The organism is Mixta gaviniae (assembly GCF_002953195.1).
GTDB classification, from domain to species: domain Bacteria; phylum Pseudomonadota; class Gammaproteobacteria; order Enterobacterales; family Enterobacteriaceae; genus Mixta; species Mixta gaviniae.
Genome location: NZ_CP026377.1, coordinates 3,558,306 through 3,577,112 on the forward strand (window position 1 = coordinate 3,558,306; position 18,807 = coordinate 3,577,112).

18 protein-coding genes are annotated in these 18,807 nt (G+C 58.5%); 2 read left to right on the plus strand and 16 right to left on the minus strand.

From position 1 onward, the window contains the following. Positions 1-67: 67 nt before the first annotated feature. The 4 genes from alaS to pncC all read right to left on the minus strand — a co-directional run bounded on the left by alaS (position 68) and on the right by pncC (position 5,136). Positions 68-2,695 (minus strand): alanine--tRNA ligase, encoded by a 2,628-nt coding sequence (gene alaS, locus C2E15_RS16690; protein WP_104958359.1) that lies wholly within the window; start codon positions 2,693-2,695, stop codon positions 68-70. Between the two features lie 137 nt (positions 2,696-2,832). Then, positions 2,833-3,342 (minus strand): regulatory protein RecX, encoded by a 510-nt coding sequence (locus C2E15_RS16695; protein WP_104958360.1) that lies wholly within the window; start codon positions 3,340-3,342, stop codon positions 2,833-2,835. A gap of 128 nt (positions 3,343-3,470) precedes the next feature. After that, positions 3,471-4,541, minus strand: coding sequence for a recombinase RecA (gene recA / locus C2E15_RS16700; protein WP_104958361.1), 1,071 nt, complete (start codon positions 4,539-4,541; stop codon positions 3,471-3,473). A 94-nt stretch (positions 4,542-4,635) separates the two neighbouring features. Continuing rightward, the gene (gene pncC / locus C2E15_RS16705) at positions 4,636-5,136 is read right to left on the minus strand and encodes a nicotinamide-nucleotide amidase (protein WP_104958362.1); all 501 of its coding nucleotides are present in this window, start codon (positions 5,134-5,136) and stop codon (positions 4,636-4,638) included. A 350-nt stretch (positions 5,137-5,486) separates the two neighbouring features. Here pncC and C2E15_RS16710 point away from each other — a divergent pair, with 350 nt between their 5' ends. Next, entirely contained in the window at positions 5,487-6,374 is an 888-nt protein-coding gene (locus C2E15_RS16710) for a dihydrodipicolinate synthase family protein (RefSeq protein WP_104958363.1), read from the plus strand. Positions 6,375-6,407: 33 nt separating this feature from the next. Here the strand turns inward: C2E15_RS16710 and C2E15_RS16715 are convergent, their stop codons facing one another. Continuing rightward, positions 6,408-6,749 (minus strand): zinc ribbon domain-containing protein YjdM, encoded by a 342-nt coding sequence (locus C2E15_RS16715; RefSeq protein ID WP_104958364.1) that lies wholly within the window; start codon positions 6,747-6,749, stop codon positions 6,408-6,410. Positions 6,750-7,060: 311 nt separating this feature from the next. Here C2E15_RS16715 and mutS point away from each other — a divergent pair, with 311 nt between their 5' ends. Beyond that, positions 7,061-9,604, plus strand: coding sequence for a DNA mismatch repair protein MutS (mutS, locus tag C2E15_RS16720; RefSeq protein WP_104958365.1), 2,544 nt, complete (start codon positions 7,061-7,063; stop codon positions 9,602-9,604). Positions 9,605-9,935: 331 nt separating this feature from the next. On the opposite strand, the gene rpoS is transcribed toward mutS, so the two are convergent. The 11 genes from rpoS to cysN form a co-directional block, all read right to left on the minus strand. Beyond that, a complete protein-coding gene (gene rpoS, locus C2E15_RS16725; RefSeq protein ID WP_085070446.1) occupies positions 9,936-10,928 on the minus strand; it encodes an RNA polymerase sigma factor RpoS in 993 nt (330 codons plus the stop codon). Positions 10,929-10,977: 49 nt separating this feature from the next. Then, the gene (nlpD, locus tag C2E15_RS16730) at positions 10,978-12,054 is read right to left on the minus strand and encodes a murein hydrolase activator NlpD (RefSeq protein ID WP_174705702.1); all 1,077 of its coding nucleotides are present in this window, start codon (positions 12,052-12,054) and stop codon (positions 10,978-10,980) included. Positions 12,055-12,219: 165 nt separating this feature from the next. Further along, positions 12,220-12,846 carry a protein-L-isoaspartate(D-aspartate) O-methyltransferase gene (locus tag C2E15_RS16735; RefSeq protein ID WP_104958366.1) on the minus strand — a complete coding sequence of 209 codons (627 nt, stop codon included), beginning with the start codon at positions 12,844-12,846 and terminating at the stop codon, positions 12,220-12,222. Next, positions 12,840-13,601 (minus strand): 5'/3'-nucleotidase SurE, encoded by a 762-nt coding sequence (gene surE, locus C2E15_RS16740; protein ID WP_104958367.1) that lies wholly within the window; start codon positions 13,599-13,601, stop codon positions 12,840-12,842. The genes C2E15_RS16735 and surE overlap by 7 nt, the downstream gene beginning before the upstream one ends. Continuing rightward, entirely contained in the window at positions 13,582-14,631 is a 1,050-nt protein-coding gene (gene truD / locus C2E15_RS16745) for a tRNA pseudouridine(13) synthase TruD (RefSeq protein WP_104958368.1), read from the minus strand. Before truD ends, surE begins: the two co-directional genes overlap by 20 nt. Beyond that, the gene (gene ispF / locus C2E15_RS16750) at positions 14,631-15,110 is read right to left on the minus strand and encodes a 2-C-methyl-D-erythritol 2,4-cyclodiphosphate synthase (RefSeq protein ID WP_104959221.1); all 480 of its coding nucleotides are present in this window, start codon (positions 15,108-15,110) and stop codon (positions 14,631-14,633) included. The genes truD and ispF overlap by 1 nt, the downstream gene beginning before the upstream one ends. After that, entirely contained in the window at positions 15,110-15,829 is a 720-nt protein-coding gene (gene ispD / locus C2E15_RS16755; RefSeq protein ID WP_104958369.1) for a 2-C-methyl-D-erythritol 4-phosphate cytidylyltransferase, read from the minus strand. Before ispD ends, ispF begins: the two co-directional genes overlap by 1 nt. Before the next feature lie 2 nt (positions 15,830-15,831). After that, entirely contained in the window at positions 15,832-16,149 is a 318-nt protein-coding gene (ftsB, locus tag C2E15_RS16760) for a cell division protein FtsB (RefSeq protein WP_038624490.1), read from the minus strand. 223 nt (positions 16,150-16,372) lie between these two features. Next, positions 16,373-16,693, minus strand: a complete 321-nt coding sequence (locus C2E15_RS16765) for a DUF3561 family protein (RefSeq protein WP_038624488.1) — start codon at positions 16,691-16,693, stop codon at positions 16,373-16,375. Between the two features lie 56 nt (positions 16,694-16,749). Further along, complete coding sequence (cysC, locus tag C2E15_RS16770; RefSeq protein WP_104958370.1) at positions 16,750-17,355, minus strand: adenylyl-sulfate kinase; 606 nt, start codon at positions 17,353-17,355, stop codon at positions 16,750-16,752. 1 nt (position 17,356) lies between these two features. Continuing rightward, positions 17,357-18,796, minus strand: coding sequence for a sulfate adenylyltransferase subunit CysN (cysN, locus tag C2E15_RS16775; protein WP_104958371.1), 1,440 nt, complete (start codon positions 18,794-18,796; stop codon positions 17,357-17,359). Between the last annotated feature and the right edge of the window lie 11 nt (positions 18,797-18,807).

Below are 18,807 nucleotides of genomic sequence, written 5' to 3' on the forward strand. Positions count from 1 at the left end.
ACGGATTGCATTAAAAAGCGCCAACGGAGGAGATCCGCGGCGCTTTCCGCACTGCTTTTTTTATCTCTTACAGCCTGGAGGCAACCCAGGACTCGACGCCGGCCAATGCCGCAGGCAACGCCTGTGCATCGGTGCCGCCCGCCTGGGCCATATCCGGGCGACCGCCGCCCTTGCCGCCGACCTGCTGCGCGACCGCGCCAATCAGTTCGCCCGCCTTCACGCGGTCGGTCAGATCTTTGGTTACGCCGGCGATCAGGGAGACCTTCCCTTCCGCCACGGTAGCCAGCACGATGACCGCCGAGCCCAGCTGATTTTTCAAATCATCAACCATGGTGCGCAACAGCTTCGGTTCTACATTGCTCAGCTCGCTGACCAGCAGCTTAACGCCGCCGATATCAACCGCTTTACTGCTCAGCGAGGCGCTTTCCTGCGCCGCCTGCTGATCTTTCAGCTGCTGCAGCTCTTTTTCCAGCGCGCGCGTATGCTCCAGCACGGCACGCACTTTTTCATTCAGGTTGCTGCTGTTGGCCTTCACCAGCTGCGCGATATCCTGCAACTGCTCAGCCTGCGCGTTCACCTGCGCCAGCGCGGCTTCACCGGTGATCGCTTCGATACGGCGCACGCCGGCAGCGGTGCCCGATTCGGAAGTGATGCGGAACAGGCCGATATCGCCGGTACGGCTGGCATGCGTGCCGCCGCAAAGCTCGGTGGAGAAGTCGCCCATGCTCAGCACGCGCACGCGCGCGTCATATTTTTCGCCGAACAGCGCCATCGCGCCCTTCGCCCTCGCCTCTTCGAGATCCATGATATTGGTCTCAACCGGCAGGTTGCGGCGGATCTGCGCGTTGACGATATCCTCAACCTGACGGATCTCCTGCGCCTTCATCGCTTCCGCATGGGAGAAATCGAAACGCAGGTACTTATCGTTAACCAGCGAGCCTTTCTGCGCCACATGATCGCCCAGGACCTGACGCAGCGCCGCATGCAGCAGGTGCGTGGCGGAGTGATTCAGACGAATACGCGCGCGACGCGCCTCATCAACCTGCGCATCCAGACGATCGCCGACGCGCAGATGGCCGGCAGCAAGTTTGCCAATATGGCCGATAGCCTGACCATATTTCTGCGTATCGCTGACGCGGAATTCGGCGTTAACGCCTTTCAGCACGCCGGTATCGCCGACCTGGCCGCCCGATTCGCCATAGAACGGCGTTTCGTCCAGCACAATCACGCCTTCCTGACCGGCGCTGATCTCATCAGCAGGCTGGCCGTCGACGTAGATCGCGGTGATCGCGGCTTTCAGCGCCAGGCTGTCATAGCCTTTAAACGCCGAAGCGGCATCAATGCTGATGACATTGCTGTAGTCGGCGCCGAAGCCGCTGGCTTCACGGGCGCGCTGACGCTGCTGCTCCATCGCCTTTTCGAAGCCCTGCTCGTCGATTTTCAGATTGCGTTCGCGGCAGACATCCGCCGTCAGATCCGCCGGGAAGCCGAAGGTGTCATACAGACGGAACACCGTTTCACCATCCAGCGTGTCGCCCTGCAGGTTAGCCAGCTCTTCATCCAGCAGCGCCAGACCGCGCTCCAGGGTTTTAGCGAACTGCTCTTCTTCGCTTTTCAGAATTTGCTCAACCTGTGCCTGCTGGCGCTGCAGATCTTCGCCAGCGCTGCCCATGACCTCAATCAGCGGACCGACCAGCTTATAGAAGAAGCTGCCTTTGGCACCCAGCATGTTGCCGTGACGCACCGCGCGACGAATAATGCGGCGCAGCACGTAGCCGCGGTTTTCATTGGACGGGATCACGCCATCGGCGATCAGGAAGGCGCAGGAGCGGATATGGTCGGCGATAACGCGCAGCGACTTATTGCTTAAGTCGGTGGCGCCGGTCACTTCCGCAACGGCTTTGATCAGCTTCTGGAACAGATCGATTTCATAGTTGGAGTTCACATGCTGCAGCACGGCGGAGATACGCTCCAGACCCATGCCGGTGTCTACCGACGGCTTCGGCAGCGGCAGCATGGTGCCGTCAGGCTGACGGTTGAACTGCATGAACACGATGTTCCAGATCTCGATATAGCGATCGCCATCCTCTTCCGGGCTGCCCGGCGGGCCGCCGTAGATATGGTCGCCATGATCGTAGAAAATCTCGCTGCACGGGCCGCACGGGCCGGTATCGCCCATCTGCCAGAAGTTATCTGACGCGTAAGCGCTGCCCTTGTTGTCGCCGATGCGGATAATGCGTTCATGCGGCACGCCGATATCGTTGGCCCAGATATCATACGCTTCGTCATCGGTCGCATAGACAGTCACCCACAGACGCTCTTTCGGCAGGTTGAACCATGACGCGGAGGTCAGCAGCTCCCATGCGAAGGCGATAGCTTCTTTTTTGAAATAGTCGCCAAAGCTGAAGTTGCCCAGCATTTCAAAAAAGGTGTGGTGACGTGCGGTATAGCCGACGTTTTCCAGATCGTTATGTTTACCACCGGCGCGTACGCAGCGCTGTGAAGTGGTGGCACGCGAGTAGCTGCGCTTGTCCTGCCCCAGGAAAACATCTTTAAACTGGTTCATCCCGGCGTTGGTAAACAGCAACGTCGGATCGTTATTCGGTACGAGGGAGCTGCTGGCAACAACCTGATGTCCCTTGCTATGGAAAAAATCGAGAAACGTTTGACGGATCTCAGCAGTACTCTTGCTCATAAATATCCTGGAATACGCTAACGAAGGTTCTTCCCTTTGCACCGGGCGGGCGTTCCACACGGCTGCGTGAAGAGTTACCAACAAAAAGTGGGAATAAGATAAATTTTCTTCAGTACGAAGTAAAATCCCATCTCGATTCAATCACTATAATTTCGGAAAATCGACTGGATATCTTCCATAAAAAAGCCTTTTGCCTGTAAGTAGCGCATCACTTTGGCCTTTTCTTTCCATTCCGTCGGCAGCGGCAGACCGAATTTACGCTCCGCAGCGTCGAAAGCCTGTGCGGACCAGTCAATCTCGCTCTCAGCCAGCGCGCTTTCCGCCAGCTCGCGGCCAATGCCTTTTTGCGTCAGCTCCATACGGATGCGCTGCGGGCCGTAGCCTTTGCGGCTGCGGCTGACGACGAAACGCTGGGCGAAACGCGTATCGTCCAGCCACTGATGCTCATAGCACCAGGCGACCAGCTGCTCCAGCAGCTCGTCGGGGATCTCTTCAGCCTGTTCCTCATTGCGCATCGCCGCACGCGCAGCTGACTGCATGATTTTACGGCGGAATTCCGCTTCGCTGTGATCGCGCATCGCCAGAATACGCGTGGCGCGATCCAACAGGCGAGCAAACGTCACCGGTTTTGCGGGCTTGTCAGTCATGGCGTTTCCGTCAGGGTTGAAAAGTACAATTGAGGATAAAGCGAGGGTAGCGAGAATCAGGGCGGGATACAAAGATTTAGCGCCATAAGCGCAAAAACCCCGGCCAGCTGGGCTGACCGGGGTGAAGATTAGAAGTCTTCGTTGGTTTCGCTGGCGGCGTCTTCATGATCGGCCGCAGAGAAATCCGCCTTGCCCTCTTCCGCCGGGTTGTTCAGCAGCATCTCGCGCAGCTTATGCTCGATCTCATTGGCGATGGCGCTGTTCTCTTTCAGGTAGTTGCTGGCATTCGCTTTACCCTGGCCGATTTTATCGCCATTGTAGCTATACCAGGCACCCGCTTTTTCGATCAGCTTGTGCTTCACGCCCAGATCGACCAGCTCGCCGTAGACGTTAATCCCTTCACCGTACATGATCTGGAATTCCGCCTGTTTGAACGGCGCGGCGATTTTGTTTTTCACCACTTTCACGCGGGTCTCGCTGCCGACCACGTTATCGCCCTCTTTGATCGCGCCGATACGGCGGATATCAAGACGGACGGACGCATAGAACTTCAGCGCGTTACCACCGGTGGTGGTTTCCGGGTTACCGAACATCACACCGATCTTCATACGGATCTGGTTGATGAAGATCAGCAGCGTGTTGGACTGCTTCAGGTTACCGGCCAGCTTACGCATCGCCTGGCTCATCATACGCGCGGCCAGACCCATGTGGGAGTCGCCGATTTCACCTTCGATTTCCGCTTTCGGCGTCAGCGCCGCGACGGAGTCGACGATGATAACGTCAACGGCGCCGGAGCGCGCCAGCGCATCACAGATTTCCAGCGCCTGTTCGCCGGTATCGGGCTGAGAACAGAGCAGGTTATCGATATCAACGCCCAGTTTCTTGGCGTAGACCGGATCCAGCGCATGCTCGGCGTCGATAAAGGCGCAGGTTTTGCCTTTACGCTGCGCTGCGGCGATAACCTGCAGGGTCAGCGTGGTTTTACCGGAAGATTCCGGACCGTAAATCTCAACAATACGGCCCATCGGCAGGCCGCCAGCGCCAAGGGCGATATCAAGCGAAAGTGAACCGGTCGAGATGGTTTCCACATCCATTGAGCGGTCTTCACCCAGGCGCATGATGGAGCCTTTACCAAATTGCTTCTCAATTTGGCCCAGCGCTGCAGCCAGAGCCTTTTGCTTGTTTTCGTCAATAGCCATTTTTACTCCTAATCATGCAGGGGTAAAGCACGCCACCAGGGTGGACAATGCTCTCGTTCGTTGGATAGTAATTATACTGTATAATCATACAGTATCAAGTCAAATTTTTGAGAAAATCATCCTGCAGCGTTTGCAGCGCCAGCGCCACGGTTTGACGCCGCACCGCATCACGATCTCCCTGAAAAACCTCATGTTTTGCCACCAGCTGACCGCCGCGAGTGGCGAAGCCAAACCAGACGGTTCCCACCGGTTTCTCCGCGCTGCCGCCGTCCGGTCCGGCGATGCCGCTGACCGCAATGGCGAAGTCGGCGCCCGCTGCTTTTAACGCGCCGGCGGCCATTTCTTTAACCACCTGTTCGCTGACCGCGCCCCACTGCTGCAGGGTGGTTTCGGCAACGCCTACCATCTGCTGTTTCGCCTCATTACTGTAGGTGATAAACGCGCGCTCAAACCAGGCGGAGCTGCCGGCCACATCGGTCAACACCTTGGCAATCCAGCCGCCGGTGCAGGATTCGGCGGTAGTCACCGTCGCACGGAGCTGCAGCAAGCGTTGCCCGGTAAGCATGCTTAATTCGTTCAGCCGATCGTCAGTCATCATCCCATCCTTGTTAGCGATATCAGTCAACGTTAGCAATAAACCTGGCGCAAAGCGCACCCTTTTCACCGTTTATCACGATGACATTGCGCTTTTGCGAGGCGGGTTCCTGCGCTATATGAGGGCTGCAGGCGATTAAGCAAGGCGAACGGCGGATTTATTCTCGCTGTCGGGACACGCAACGTGTCCGTTGACGAAGCTGCCAAGGGGCGCAGACCCGGACGGATCGGGCGCGCATTAAGTAAAGACGAAAATTGCGATCGCGGTTGGATTATTGTGCTGACCGCTGTGACACCGGCGCGGAAAGACGATTAAGTTAAAACAATGTTTCATTTTTATCAGGAGAAAGTATGGCATCGCAACCTGAATTTTCCGGCGTCTGGTGTCCGTCAGTTACGCCTTTTACGCCCGATGACCGCATCGACTTCGACGCGCTGGGGCATCATTTCGCGCGCCTCGACGCTTCCGGCATCGATACGCTACTGCTGATGGGCAGCATCGGCGAATTCGCTTCTCTGTCACAGGCGGAGCGCAAGCTGCTGCTGCGTGAAGCGCGCCGGATGTCGCGGCTTAGCATGGTAGCCAACGTCTCCAGCACCTGCCGCGCTGATATGGTGGAGCTGGCGCATCTGGCGTGGGAAAGCGGCTATGACGCGGTGATGGTGCTGCCGCCCTGGTATTACGGGCAAACCCGCCGCCAGCTGTTAAGCTACTATCGTCAGCTGGACAGCGAACTGGGCGGCAAGTGGTTCGCCTATAATTTCCCGGCACGCACCGGCTGCGATCTGGACGCCGCGCTGGTGGCAGAACTGGCGGCAGAGCTGCCGCGCTTTATCGGGATAAAGGATACGACGGACGCGCTTTCCCATAACCGCGCATTAATTGAAGAGACGAAAAAGGTGCGCGCCGACTTCGCCGTGCTTTCCGGCTACGACGAATATTTGCTGCCGAACCTGCTGGCCGGTGGGGCTGGCGTGATCTGCGGGCTGAACAATCTGGTGCCCGCCATGTTTGCCGAAGCGATGCACGCCTGGCGCGCGGGCGATCTGGCCGCGCTCAGCCAGTTTCAGCAGCGCATCGGCAAGCTGATGGCGATCTACAGCGTTGGAGATGATTTCGTCACCACCATTAAAACCGCGGTGGCGCGTAAATTTGGCTATATGACGCCGCTGTCGCGCAACAGCGGCGGCGCGCTCAGCGAGGCGCAGTGCGACGCCATCGATATGCTGTTCAGCTAATGGCGGCGCGGCGGCTGACGCCGCGCCTGCGCGTTAGATCTTTTTCACAAACTCCGATTTCAGCTTCATCGGGCCGAAGCCGTCGATCTTGCAATCGATATTATGATCGCCTTCCACCAGGCGGATCCCTTTTACTTTGGTGCCGATCTTCAGCGCCGAAGAGCTGCCTTTCACTTTCAGATCTTTAATCACCGTCACGCTGTCGCCGTCCGCCAGCAGCGTGCCGTTGGCGTCGCGCACCGTTAATCCCTCATCCTGTGCGGTATTTGTCGCCTGCAAAGACCAGATGTGGCCGCACTCGGGGCAGTTTAGCGCGTCGCCATCCTGCCAGGTATATTCGGAATGGCATTCGGGGCAAGAAGGTAAAGTCTGCATTACAACCTCATCAATAAAAACCCGGGCGGGTCTACAAAAAAGGCGGCCATTCTATAACCTTAATTTTGATGTGGATAGCATTTCTTCTGCCGGGCGCGTATTAAGGCGTCGCTTTCCCTGCTCTTTTGCGAGGCGCGCCGAAAAAGCGTCAGCGGGAACCGGATAACGCTCCCGCTCCAGCGTTGCGCCTGCTAAGGTCGGGTAGCGCTTTAGGTGCATTAACGATAGGATCCGCCTCAATACCCAGAACGCCGCAGATATCAACAGGAACACGCAAGTTGAGTGACATGACCGCAAAAGGATCAACAGATATGGATATTGGTAACCATACGCCAATGATGCAGCAATACCTTCGGCTGAAGGCGCAGCATCCTGACATCCTGCTGTTCTACCGCATGGGGGATTTCTATGAGCTGTTTTATGATGACGCGAAACGCGCCTCGCAACTGCTCGACATCTCTCTGACGAAACGCGGCGCCTCCGCCGGCGAACCGATACCGATGGCGGGCGTGCCTTATCATGCCGTAGAAAACTATCTGGCCAGGCTGGTGCAGCTGGGCGAATCGGTGGCGATCTGCGAACAGATCGGCGATCCGGCGCTGAGCAAAGGCCCGGTCGAGCGAAAGGTCGTGCGCATCGTGACGCCCGGCACCATCAGCGACGAAGCCTTGCTGAATGAACGTCAGGATAACCTGCTGGCAGCTATCTGGCAGGACGCACGCGGCTTCGGCTACGCCACGCTCGATATCAGTTCCGGCCGCTTCCGCCTTACCGAGCCTGCCGATCGCGAGGCGATGGCCGCCGAGCTGCAGCGCACCAATCCGGCGGAGCTGCTCTATCCCGAAGATTTCGCCGCGATGGATCTGATTGAAAACCGTCGCGGCATGCGCCGCCGCCCGCTGTGGGAGTACGAGCTGGATACCGCGCGCCAACAGCTGAATCTACAGTTCGGCACGCGCGATTTGACCGGCTTCGGCGTTGAAAACGCGCATCTGGCGCTACGCGCCGCCGGTTGCCTGCTGCAGTATGTCAAAGACACGCAGCGCACCTCCCTGCCCCATATCCGCTCGCTGACCATGGAACGCCAGCAGGACAGCATCATTATGGACGCCGCCACTCGCCGTAATCTGGAGATTACGCAAAATCTGGCGGGCGGCGTGGACAACACGCTGGCGGCGGTGCTGGATAAAACCGTCACGCCGATGGGCAGCCGTATGCTGAAACGCTGGCTGCATACGCCGGTCCGGGACAGCCGCGTGATTGTACAGCGTCAGGAAAGCATCGCCGCGCTGCAGGATCTGAGCGGCGAGTTGCAGCCGGTGCTGCGTCAGGTAGGCGATCTGGAGCGTATCCTCGCGCGCCTGGCGCTACGCACCGCCCGCCCGCGCGACCTGGCGCGCATGCGTCACGCGTTCCAGCAGCTGCCGGAGCTGAATGCGCAACTGGAAGGCATCGATGCCGGCCATCTGCCCGCGTTGCGTCAGCAGATGGGCCAGTTTGATGAACTGCGAGAACTACTGGAGCGGGCAATCATCGAAGCGCCGCCGGTGCTGGTGCGCGACGGCGGCGTTATCGCTCCGGGCTATAACACCGAGCTGGATGAATGGCGCGCGCTGGCTGACGGCGCGACCGACTATCTCGACCGGCTGGAAATACGCGAACGCGAAAAGCTGGGGCTGGATACGCTGAAGGTCGGCTTCAATGCGGTTCACGGCTATTACATTCAGGTCAGCCGCGGGCAGAGTCATCTGGTGCCGATGCACTATGTGCGCCGTCAAACGCTGAAAAATGCCGAACGCTACATTATTCCGGAGCTGAAAGAGTATGAGGACAAAGTCCTCACCTCGAAAGGCAAAGCGCTGGCGCTGGAAAAAGCGCTCTATGACGAGCTGTTCGATCGACTGCTGCCGCACCTGGACGCGCTGATGCAAAGCGCCGCGGCGCTGGCCGAGCTGGACGTGCTGGCGAACCTGGCAGAGCGCGCCTGGACGTTGAACTATACGCGCCCGACGCTCAGCGACAAGCCGGGCATTAAACTGACCGGCGGCCGCCACCCGGTGGTGGAGCAGGTGCTGAAAGAGCCGTTTATCGCTAACCCGCTGGCGCTGTCCCCGCAGCGCCGTATGTTGGTGATCACCGGCCCGAACATGGGCGGTAAAAGCACCTATATGCGACAGACGGCGCTGATTGTGCTGCTGGCCTGCATCGGTAGCTTCGTTCCGGCGGAACAGGCAACCATCGGCCCGGTCGATCGCATCTTCACCCGCGTCGGCGCGGCAGACGATCTCGCCTCCGGCCGTTCAACCTTTATGGTGGAGATGACCGAGACCGCCAATATTTTGCATAACGCCACTGAACAGAGTCTGGTGTTGATGGATGAGATTGGCCGTGGCACCTCTACCTATGATGGCCTCTCGCTGGCCTGGGCCTGTGCAGAAAGCCTCGCCAGCCGTATTAAAGCGATGACGCTGTTCGCCACGCACTATTTTGAGCTGACGACACTGGCGGAAAAAATGGAAGGCGTCGCCAATGTCCATCTCGATGCGGTAGAGCATGGCGATACCATCGCCTTTATGCACAGCGTACAGGAAGGCGCGGCCAGCAAAAGTTATGGCCTGGCGGTAGCCGCGCTGGCGGGCGTGCCGAAAGAGGTGATTAAACGGGCGCGTCAGAAGCTGAAAGAACTGGAGGCGCTCTCAGGCTCGGCGGCGGCAAGCAATGCCGATGGCCCGCAGCTGCCGCTGCTGGTGGAAGAGACCTCACCCGCCGTCGAGGCGCTGGAAGCGCTGGATCCCGATACGCTTTCACCGCGTCAGGCGCTGGAGTGGATCTACCGGCTAAAATCGCTGCTGTAGCATCGGTGACATGCCCCGGGACATCTCCTCTGCGGAGGGGAATTCTGGGGTAGCAATGCTTCGAACGGATTCACGCGGCGCAGTTTACCTGTAGTGCTTTTAATAGTGCAGTCACCTGAATGCCCCTGCGGACGTTGCATTACCGCAGTAGCCTGAATTCCTGCAGGCGTTGTCATACCGCAGTAGCCTGGATCCCTGCAGGCGTTTCAATACCGCAGTGGCTGACTCTCAATAAAAAGTGTCACCTTTTCTTCCGCGCCATTATCGCAGGCAATAAAAAAGCGGTGGTCACAGACCACCGCTTTTCGCATTACCTTTCGCCTGAACGCGATTACTCGCGGAACAGCGCTTCGATGCTCAGGCCCTGCGCCTGCAGAATTTCACGCAGACGACGCAGACCTTCAACCTGAATCTGACGCACACGCTCACGGGTCAGACCGATTTCGCGGCCCACATCCTCAAGCGTTGCCGCTTCGTAGCCCAACAGGCCGAAACGACGTGCCAGAACCTCACGCTGCTTGGCATTTAATTCAAACAACCACTTAACGATGCTCTGCTTCATGTCATCGTCCTGCGTGGTGTCTTCCGGGCCGTTATCCTTTTCATCGGCCAGGATATCCAACAGCGCTTTCTCAGAATCTCCGCCCAACGGCGTATCAACTGAGGTAATGCGTTCGTTGAGACGCAACATACGGCTTACGTCATCAACCGGTTTATCCAGCTGCTCGGCGATCTCTTCCGCACTCGGCTCATGATCGAGCTTGTGTGACAGTTCACGCGCGGTGCGCAGATAAACGTTTAGCTCCTTGACGATGTGAATCGGCAGGCGGATGGTACGGGTTTGGTTCATAATTGCCCGTTCAATCGTCTGACGAATCCACCAGGTGGCGTACGTGGAGAAACGGAACCCGCGTTCCGGGTCAAACTTCTCAACGGCACGAATCAAGCCAAGGTTGCCCTCTTCAATCAGGTCCAGTAGGGCCAGACCACGATTGCTGTAACGGCGAGCAATCTTCACCACCAGTCGTAAGTTACTTTCGATCATGCGACGACGAGAAGGAATGTCTCCTTTCAGTGCGCGGCGAGCGAAGAACACTTCTTCCTCTGCCGTCAACAGCGGAGAATAACCAATCTCGCCGAGGTAAAGCTGCGTCGCATCTAAAACACGTTGCGTCGCACCCTGTGACAACAACTCTTCTTCTGCCAGTTCATTATCACCAGGTTCATTTTCAACAAGAGCCTTCTCGTCGAAAATCTCAGCTCCGTTCTCGTCGAATTCCGCGTCTTCGTGTAACTCGTTAACTTTCAGCGTATTCTGGCTCATAAGCGGCTCCTACCCGTGATCCTGGGCAGAACTTCAAGGCTCTGCCCGTTTATCGCTGCGGTAAATAACGCAACGGGTTGACGGATTTCCCCTTGTAACGAATTTCAAAATGCAATCTAACTGAACTGGTTCCGGTGCTACCCATGGTAGCTATCTTTTGCCCCGCCTTAACTTCTTGTTGTTCCCGGACCAGCATTGTGTCGTTATGGGCGTAGGCACTCAGGTAGTCATCATTATGTTTGATGATAATCAGGTTACCGTAGCCGCGCAGCGCATTACCTGCATACACTACACGTCCTGACGCGGTGGCAACCACAGGTTGTCCTCGCGAACCGGCGATATCGACACCTTTATTACCGCCTTCGGCAGCAGAGAAGTTATCGATAATCTTACCGTCGGTAGGCCAACGCCAACCAGCCACAGGGGTTGAACTGGACGTTGTACTGCTTACCGTCGGCGGTGCGGTAACCGGGGCTGTCGTCGTTGCAACAGTTGTTGTCCCCGCTGAAGGCAGCATTTTGCCCCCGCCTGATTTTCCTGAATCATCAGAATACGTAATAACAGGTTGCTGCGCAACAGGGGAAGATTTGATTTGTGCAGAACCAGGAGAATTCGGAACGCCACCCTGCGTCGCATCCGCTACGGTGATCGCGTTACCGCCGGTGATAGGCGAACCTGAGCCATTACCCACCTGCAAAGCCTGTCCCACATTGAGGCTGTAAGGCGCAGCGATATTATTTCGCTGGGCTAAATCACGAAAATCGTTACCGGTGATCCAGGCAATATAGAACAGCGTGTCGCCTCGTTTTACTGTATATGTATCACCGTTGTAGCTACCTTTCGGAATATTCTCATAACTACGGTTGTAAACGATGCGGCCGTTTTGCGTATTTACATTAGCATTGCTGGTGTTAGCTGAAGAAGAAAATACAGGTCTGGATGGTACTGAACCGCCCGTCATACCGCCGCCGGAAGCGATCATACCGCCGCCCGACGGCGCCTGGCCGCCAACCGAGCTAATCGGGGCCTGTGCGTTATTATCCGTAGTACAGCCCGCCAGCCAAAATCCAATCAGTGAAACGGCCGCAACGCGGCTCAACGTAAAAAGTGGGCTTCCCATGCTCATTTATCCCCCGTGATAACAAACCTGTGACGAGCTTTAAAACTGTGGGCGCAATGCACCGCGCCCGGCTATCTGCTGCTGGCAGATGAGAAGGCTGATACTAACAACAACCTCATCGCGGTGCCATTCATCAGTTGTGAAGAAATACGTAGTCTCTCGCCATCGCGCTCAGGCCAAATCGCCTTTTACCAGCGGGACAAAACGCACCGGCTCGATGGTGTCGACGACAAACTCGCCGCCTCGGCGTCGGATACGCTTCAGCTGCTGCAGCTCCTCGCCGACCGGCAAGACCATAATGCCGCCCTCATCCAGCTGCGACATCAGCGCCACAGGGATTTCCGGCGGCGCCGCGGTAACAATAATAGCGTCAAAAGGGGCGCGCGCGGCCCACCCTTCCCAGCCATCGCCATGACGCGTAGAAACGTTGTGCAAATCGAGCTGCTTCAGGCGGCGCTTAGCCTGCCACTGCAGCCCTTTGATGCGCTCGACGGAACAGACATGATCCACCAGATGCGCCAGTATAGCGGTTTGGTAACCGGAACCGGTGCCGATCTCCAGCACGCGCGATTCCGGCTTCAGCTCCAGCAGCGAGGTCATCTTCGCCACCATATAGGGCTGTGAAATGGTCTGCCCTGAGCCGATCGGCAGCGACATATTTTCCCAGGCCTTATGTTCCAGCGCCTCGTCGACGAAACGCTCGCGCGGCACGTCGCCGATCGCCTTCAGCAACAGCTCATCATCAATGCCCTGCTGACGTAATTGATCCAGTAAAGCCTCGATGCGTCTGCTCACCATAGCGCCTCGACTCCCGCTTTGGTCAGCCAGCCGGCGACCACCTCCTGCGCCTGATGGGCAGTGAGATCGACATGCAGCGCGGTCACAGAGACGTAGCCTTCGTCGACCGCGGCGAAATCGGTGTCCGGCCCGGCGTCATGCTTATCGCCCGGCGGGCCGATCCAGTACAGCGTGTTGCCGCGCGGATCCTGCTGCGGGATCACCTTATCGGCGGGATGACGGCTACCGCAGCGGGTCACGCGGATGCCTTTAATCTGATCGAGCGGCAGATCGGGTACGTTGATATTAAGGATACGGCCGGTGCGCAGCGGCTCCCGATGCAGCCCCTGCAAAATCGCGCAGGTCACGGCGGCGGCAGTGTCATAGTGCTGATGCCCGTCCAGCGAGACCGCCAGCGCCGGTAGCCCGAGGTGACGTCCCTCCATCGCGGCGGCCACCGTGCCGGAATAGATCACGTCGTCGCCAAGGTTAGGGCCAGCGTTAATACCAGAAACCACAATATCGGGCCGGGGATGCATTAGCGCGTTCACACCGAGGTAAACGCAGTCGGTAGGGGTGCCCATCTGCACGGCAATATCACCGTTAGGCCAGCTGAAAGTGCGTAGCGGCGTTTCCAGCGTCAGCGAGTTGGAGGCGCCGCTGCGATTGCGATCGGGCGCGACAACCTGCACCTCTGCAAATTCGCGCAGCGCTTTCGCCAGCACCTGAATACCCGGCGCCTGAATGCCGTCATCGTTACTCAGCAATATCCGCATCGTTACCTTCCTGTTCGAAAAGTTCCCTGACTATGCTGGTGGCGAAGCTGCCGGCAGGCAGCCAGAAACTGAGCGTTAGCGTGGCGTCGTCGCACCAGCTCCAGCGCATATCGCGCGGGATAACCAGCATAGCCCGGCGCGCCGCTTCGACGCGCTCGCGCTCAAGCAGCGCCATCAGCGCCGTTTCGTCAGCCAGGCTCTGCTGTTCAAATGCCAGCGCGGCATCGCGGCTACCCCACTCGCCGCGGCCAGGCAGTGGCGCGGTGATACGCAGCTCATTATTCTCGATACGCGGCTGCAGCTGCGGCAGCTCCTCTTCAGCCGCCACAAACCAGCTGCCACGTCCGGTAAGCTGCAGCGCATCGCCTGGCATCGCCTGCGTCAGGCTGCCCTGCTGCGCCAGCCGGTCGCTGACCACCTGATTAAACAGCACGCTGCGCGCTGCGGATAGCAGGAAGCTGCGCTTATTACGTTCGCGCACGCGAATTTCATTAGCGGCCCAGCGCTTCGCCTGATCGAGATTGCTGCCCTGAAAGCCAAAACGCTGCTGGCCGAAATAGTTCGGCGCGCCGCCGGCGCAAACCTGCTGCAGACGCGCTTCCAGCGCGGCGCGATCGCTGATCTGGCGCAACACCAGCTTAAAGGCGTTGCCCGCCAGCGCGCCGGTGCGCAGTTTGCGTTTATGGCGCGCCAGCTGCAGGATCTCGCACCCTTCCAGCGAAAAGACGGAAAAATCGGGGGTCTCTTTGCCCGGCAGACGCAGGCAGAGGGTCTGCTCCGTCACCGCATAGCGATCTTTCATCCCGGCGAAGCTGACATCGCGCGGATGGATTTTGGCGAATTTGGCCAGCGCCTCGGCGACAAAACGGGTATTGCAGCCGGTTTTGCGAATACGCACCAGCAGATGCTCCCCTTCACCGTCCGCCTCGTAGCCGAGATCTTCGATAACGGCGAAATCTTCCGGACTGGCTTTAAGCTGCCCCTGGATGCCGGGCTTGCCGTGCAGCCACTGCCATGCTGGAAGCGCCATTACGCCTCCGTCCGCATCAGCAGCGCCACCGCTTCGCAGGCGATACCTTCGCCGCGGCCGGTGAAGCCCAGCTTTTCGGTGGTGGTGGCCTTCACGTTGACGTCATCCATGTGGCAGCCGAGATCTTCGGCGATATTGATACGCATCTGCGGCACGTGCGGCAGCATTTTCGGCGCCTGAGCGATAATCGTCACGTCGACGTTGCCTAAGCGGTAGCCCTTCGCCTGAATGCGACGCCAGGCTTCACGCAGCAGGCCGCGGCTGTCCGCGCCTTTAAACGCAGGATCGGTATCGGGAAAAAGTTTGCCGATATCGCCCAGCGCGGCGGCGCCGAGCAGCGCGTCCGTCAGCGCATGCAACGCAACATCGCCGTCGGAGTGCGCGATAAATCCATGGTCGAACGGAATCCGCACGCCGCCAATAATCAACGGGCCTTCGCCACCGAAAGCATGGACGTCAAAACCGTGACCAATACGCATCATGCGTACTCCTTGTTATGTAATTGAGTAAGATAAAAGGCTGCCAGCGCCAGGTCTTCGGGACGCGTGACCTTGATGTTATCGCTGCGCCCGACCACCAGCTCAGGATGATAGCCGCAATATTCCAGCGCCGACGCTTCATCGGTAATGGTCGCGCCTTCGTTCAGCGCGCGCGTCAGGCATTGGCGCAGCAGCGCCAGCGGAAACAGCTGCGGCGTCAGCGCGTGCCATAACGCTTCGCGCTCCACCGTATGGGCTATCGCCTCTTTGCCCGGCTCGCTGCGCTTCATGGTGTCGCGCACCGGCGCGGCCAGAATGCCGCCCACACGGCTGTGGCGGCTGATGGCTAACAAACGCTGCAAATCCTCCGCCGCCAGGCAGGGGCGTGCCGCGTCATGCACCAGTACCCAATCGGCGTGTTCAGCGGACATCAGCCCTGCCAGTACGGAATCAGCGCGCTGCTTTCCCCCGATAACCGGGAGAACGCGGCTATCGTGAGCCAACGGCAGCTGTTGAAAATAGTTGTCTTCCGGACTGAGCGCAACGATCACCCGGTTAATCGCCGGATGCGCCAGCAGGCTGGCGATACTGTGTTCCAGAATGGTGGAGTGACCAATAGTCAGGTACTGCTTGGGGCGCCCGGATTGCATACGGCTGCCGATACCGGCAGCGGGCACCACGGCGATAATATCCGGCCAGGAGTCAGTTATTGTGGTCATTGCTATCGTTGTTGGTTCGGCAAGGCCTGCTGCCCGTTACGTTTATTTTGATCCGACACCAGGCGATAGAAGGTCTCGCCAGGTCTAATCATCCCCAGCTCATTACGCGCGCGCTCCTCAATCGCTTCCGAACCGCCGTTGAGATCGTCGATTTCGGCAAACAACTGATCGTTGCGCGCTTTTAATTTGGCATTGTTCGCCTGTTGTACCACCACGTCATCGCTGACGCGGGTATAATCATGAATACCATTCTTGCCCAGCCACAGCGAATACTGCAGCCAGGCCAGCAAAGCAAGTAACAGCAGCGTCAGTTTTCCCATCCCCGCCCCCTGAAAAACGGCTCAATCATCCCATAACTTTTCGCCGGACTCCACTCCGCAGGCGAAATTGCGCCGCATTCTCCGCGAGACGCCTGAAAATGCCGCAGCAGGTAAAGTTTTGTAACCTGCGGTCGCGTTTGATCATGCCCTGAACCGGGCGGCGCATCCCTCTGTCAGCGGGCGGTCACGGCGATGGCCGCGCCTTAAAGAGAACGCGAAGGGCTTACCAGCCGGTCAGCCAGGAGAAGAGCAGCCAGAAAAGGCAGACCACGGTGGCCAGCGTAAGCAGCAGCGTCCAGATAAGCTGACCACGCAGCAGCAGGCCGAAGACGATGCCCGTTAGCACCGCAACCGGTAACAGCGCGAGGAAAAAAGGCCAGGTATAGAGCAGGAAAAACAGCGTGTTGGAGCCATAGAGTAGGAAGGGGATCGCCAGCGCGCACCAGTAAGAGATAAAACCGATAACGCCGCCAGGAAAAGACCAGGCGCGTTCGTCCTGGTCATGATCGTTTTTACGGGCCAGCAGGGGTGTGACATTATGCATAGGTATCCTGTTGTTGCGCGTAGCGGCCTGCTCTCAGGCAGTTTGCCGCTGCAATCTCAGGCTTTGATAATATCGCGCCCGCGCAGCAGATCTAACAGTTGCGCCGTTAATTTTGTTACCAATTGTTCGCCATCAAGATGGATTTCCGGCAGCGACGGCGCCTCGTAAACCGCATCGATACCGGTGAAATTACGCAGCTCGCCGGCACGCGCTTTTTTATACAAGCCCTTCGGATCGCGCGCCTCGCAGATCGCCAGCGGCGTATCGACGAACACCTCGATAAACTGCCCTTCGCCCAGCATCTCGCGCACCATCTGGCGCTCAGCGCGATGCGGTGAGATAAAGGCGGTCAGCACCACCAGCCCGGCGTCCACCATCAGCCTGGCGACCTCGCCGACGCGTCGGATATTCTCCTTGCGATCGGCGTCGCTAAAGCCCAAATCGCGGCAGAGGCCGTGGCGCACGTTGTCACCGTCCAGCAGATAGGTGCTGACGCCCAGCTGATGCAGCGCCTGCTCCAGCGCGCCCGCCACCGTGGATTTGCCCGAGCCGGAAAGCCCGGTAAACCACAGCACCGCGCCCTGATGGCCATGCTGCCGCTGGCGATCGGCACGCGTCACCGCGTGCGCGTGCCAGACCACATTCTCATCGTGCGCGGCCATCTTATTTGGCGCCCAGATTGCGTAAATCGCGCGCTTCCCAGTGCGGGAAATGCCGACGAATCAGCGCGTTCAGCTCCAGCTCGAAGGCGGAAAAATCGCCGTGGCCGACGGTCGGCGTATCCTGCTGCGGCTGGCGGATCATGCCCGCGCCGACGGTAACGTTAGAGAGACGATCGATAAAGATCATACCGCCGGTCACCGGATTTTGCTGGTAAGGGTCGATCACCATCGGCTCGTCAAAGGTAATGTTAACCAGGCCGATACCGTTCAGCGGCAGCGATGCGACCTCGCTGTTATGGGTGAGGTTATTGATATTGACCTGATAGTCGATGCTTTCGATGCGCGCGCGGGTTTTCTTGCCGGCGATTTTGACATCGAAGCTCTGCCCCGGCGCCAGCGCCTGCTCGGCCATCCACACCACGTCGACCGCCGCGCCCTGCACCGCTTTCAGCGTCTCATCCGCCCTTACCAGCAGATCGCCGCGGCTGATATCGATCTCATCGCTCAGCACGATAGTGATCGCTTCGCCCGGACCCGCTTCCGGCAGGTCGCCATCAAAGGTCACGATGCGCGCCACCGAGGACTCCACGCCCGACGGCAGCGCCTTAACGCGATCGCCGACACGCAGAATGCCCGAGGCCAGCGTACCGGCATAGCCGCGGAAATCGAGATTAGGGCGGCTGACGTACTGCACCGGGAAACGCATCGGCTGGCTTTCCACTACGCGGTTAACCTCAACCGTCTCCAGCACGTCCAGCAGCGTCGGGCCGCTGTACCAGTTCATCGCGCCGCTTTGCGTGGCGACGTTGTCCCCTTCCAGCGCTGACATCGGCACAAAGCGAATATCCAGGTCGCCCGGCAGCTGTGCGGCGAAATCCAGATAATCCTGTTTGATCTGCTCGTAGCGATCCTGGCTATATGCCACCAGATCCATCTTATTGACCGCCACCACCAGATGCTTAATGCCCAGCAGCGTGGAGATAAAGCTATGGCGGCGCGTCTGATCCAGCACCCCTTTACGGGCGTCGATCAGCAGGATCGCCAGGTCGCAGGTCGAGGCGCCGGTAGCCATATTGCGGGTATACTGCTCATGTCCCGGCGTGTCGGCGATAATAAATTTGCGCTTTTCCGTTGAGAAATAGCGATAGGCGACATCAATGGTGATGCCCTGCTCACGCTCCGCCTGCAGGCCATCCACCAGCAGCGCCAGATCGAGCTTCTCACCCTGGGTGCCGTGACGTTTGCTGTCGGTGTGCAGCGACGAGAGCTGATCTTCATAGATCTGCCGTGTATCGTGCAGCAGGCGGCCGATCAGCGTACTTTTGCCGTCGTCGACGCTGCCGCAGGTAAGAAAACGCAGCAGGCTTTTATGCTGCTGCGCATGCAGCCAGGCTTCCACCCCGCCCTGATCGGCGATCTGTTGTGCAATAACGGTATTCATCTGGCGTCTCC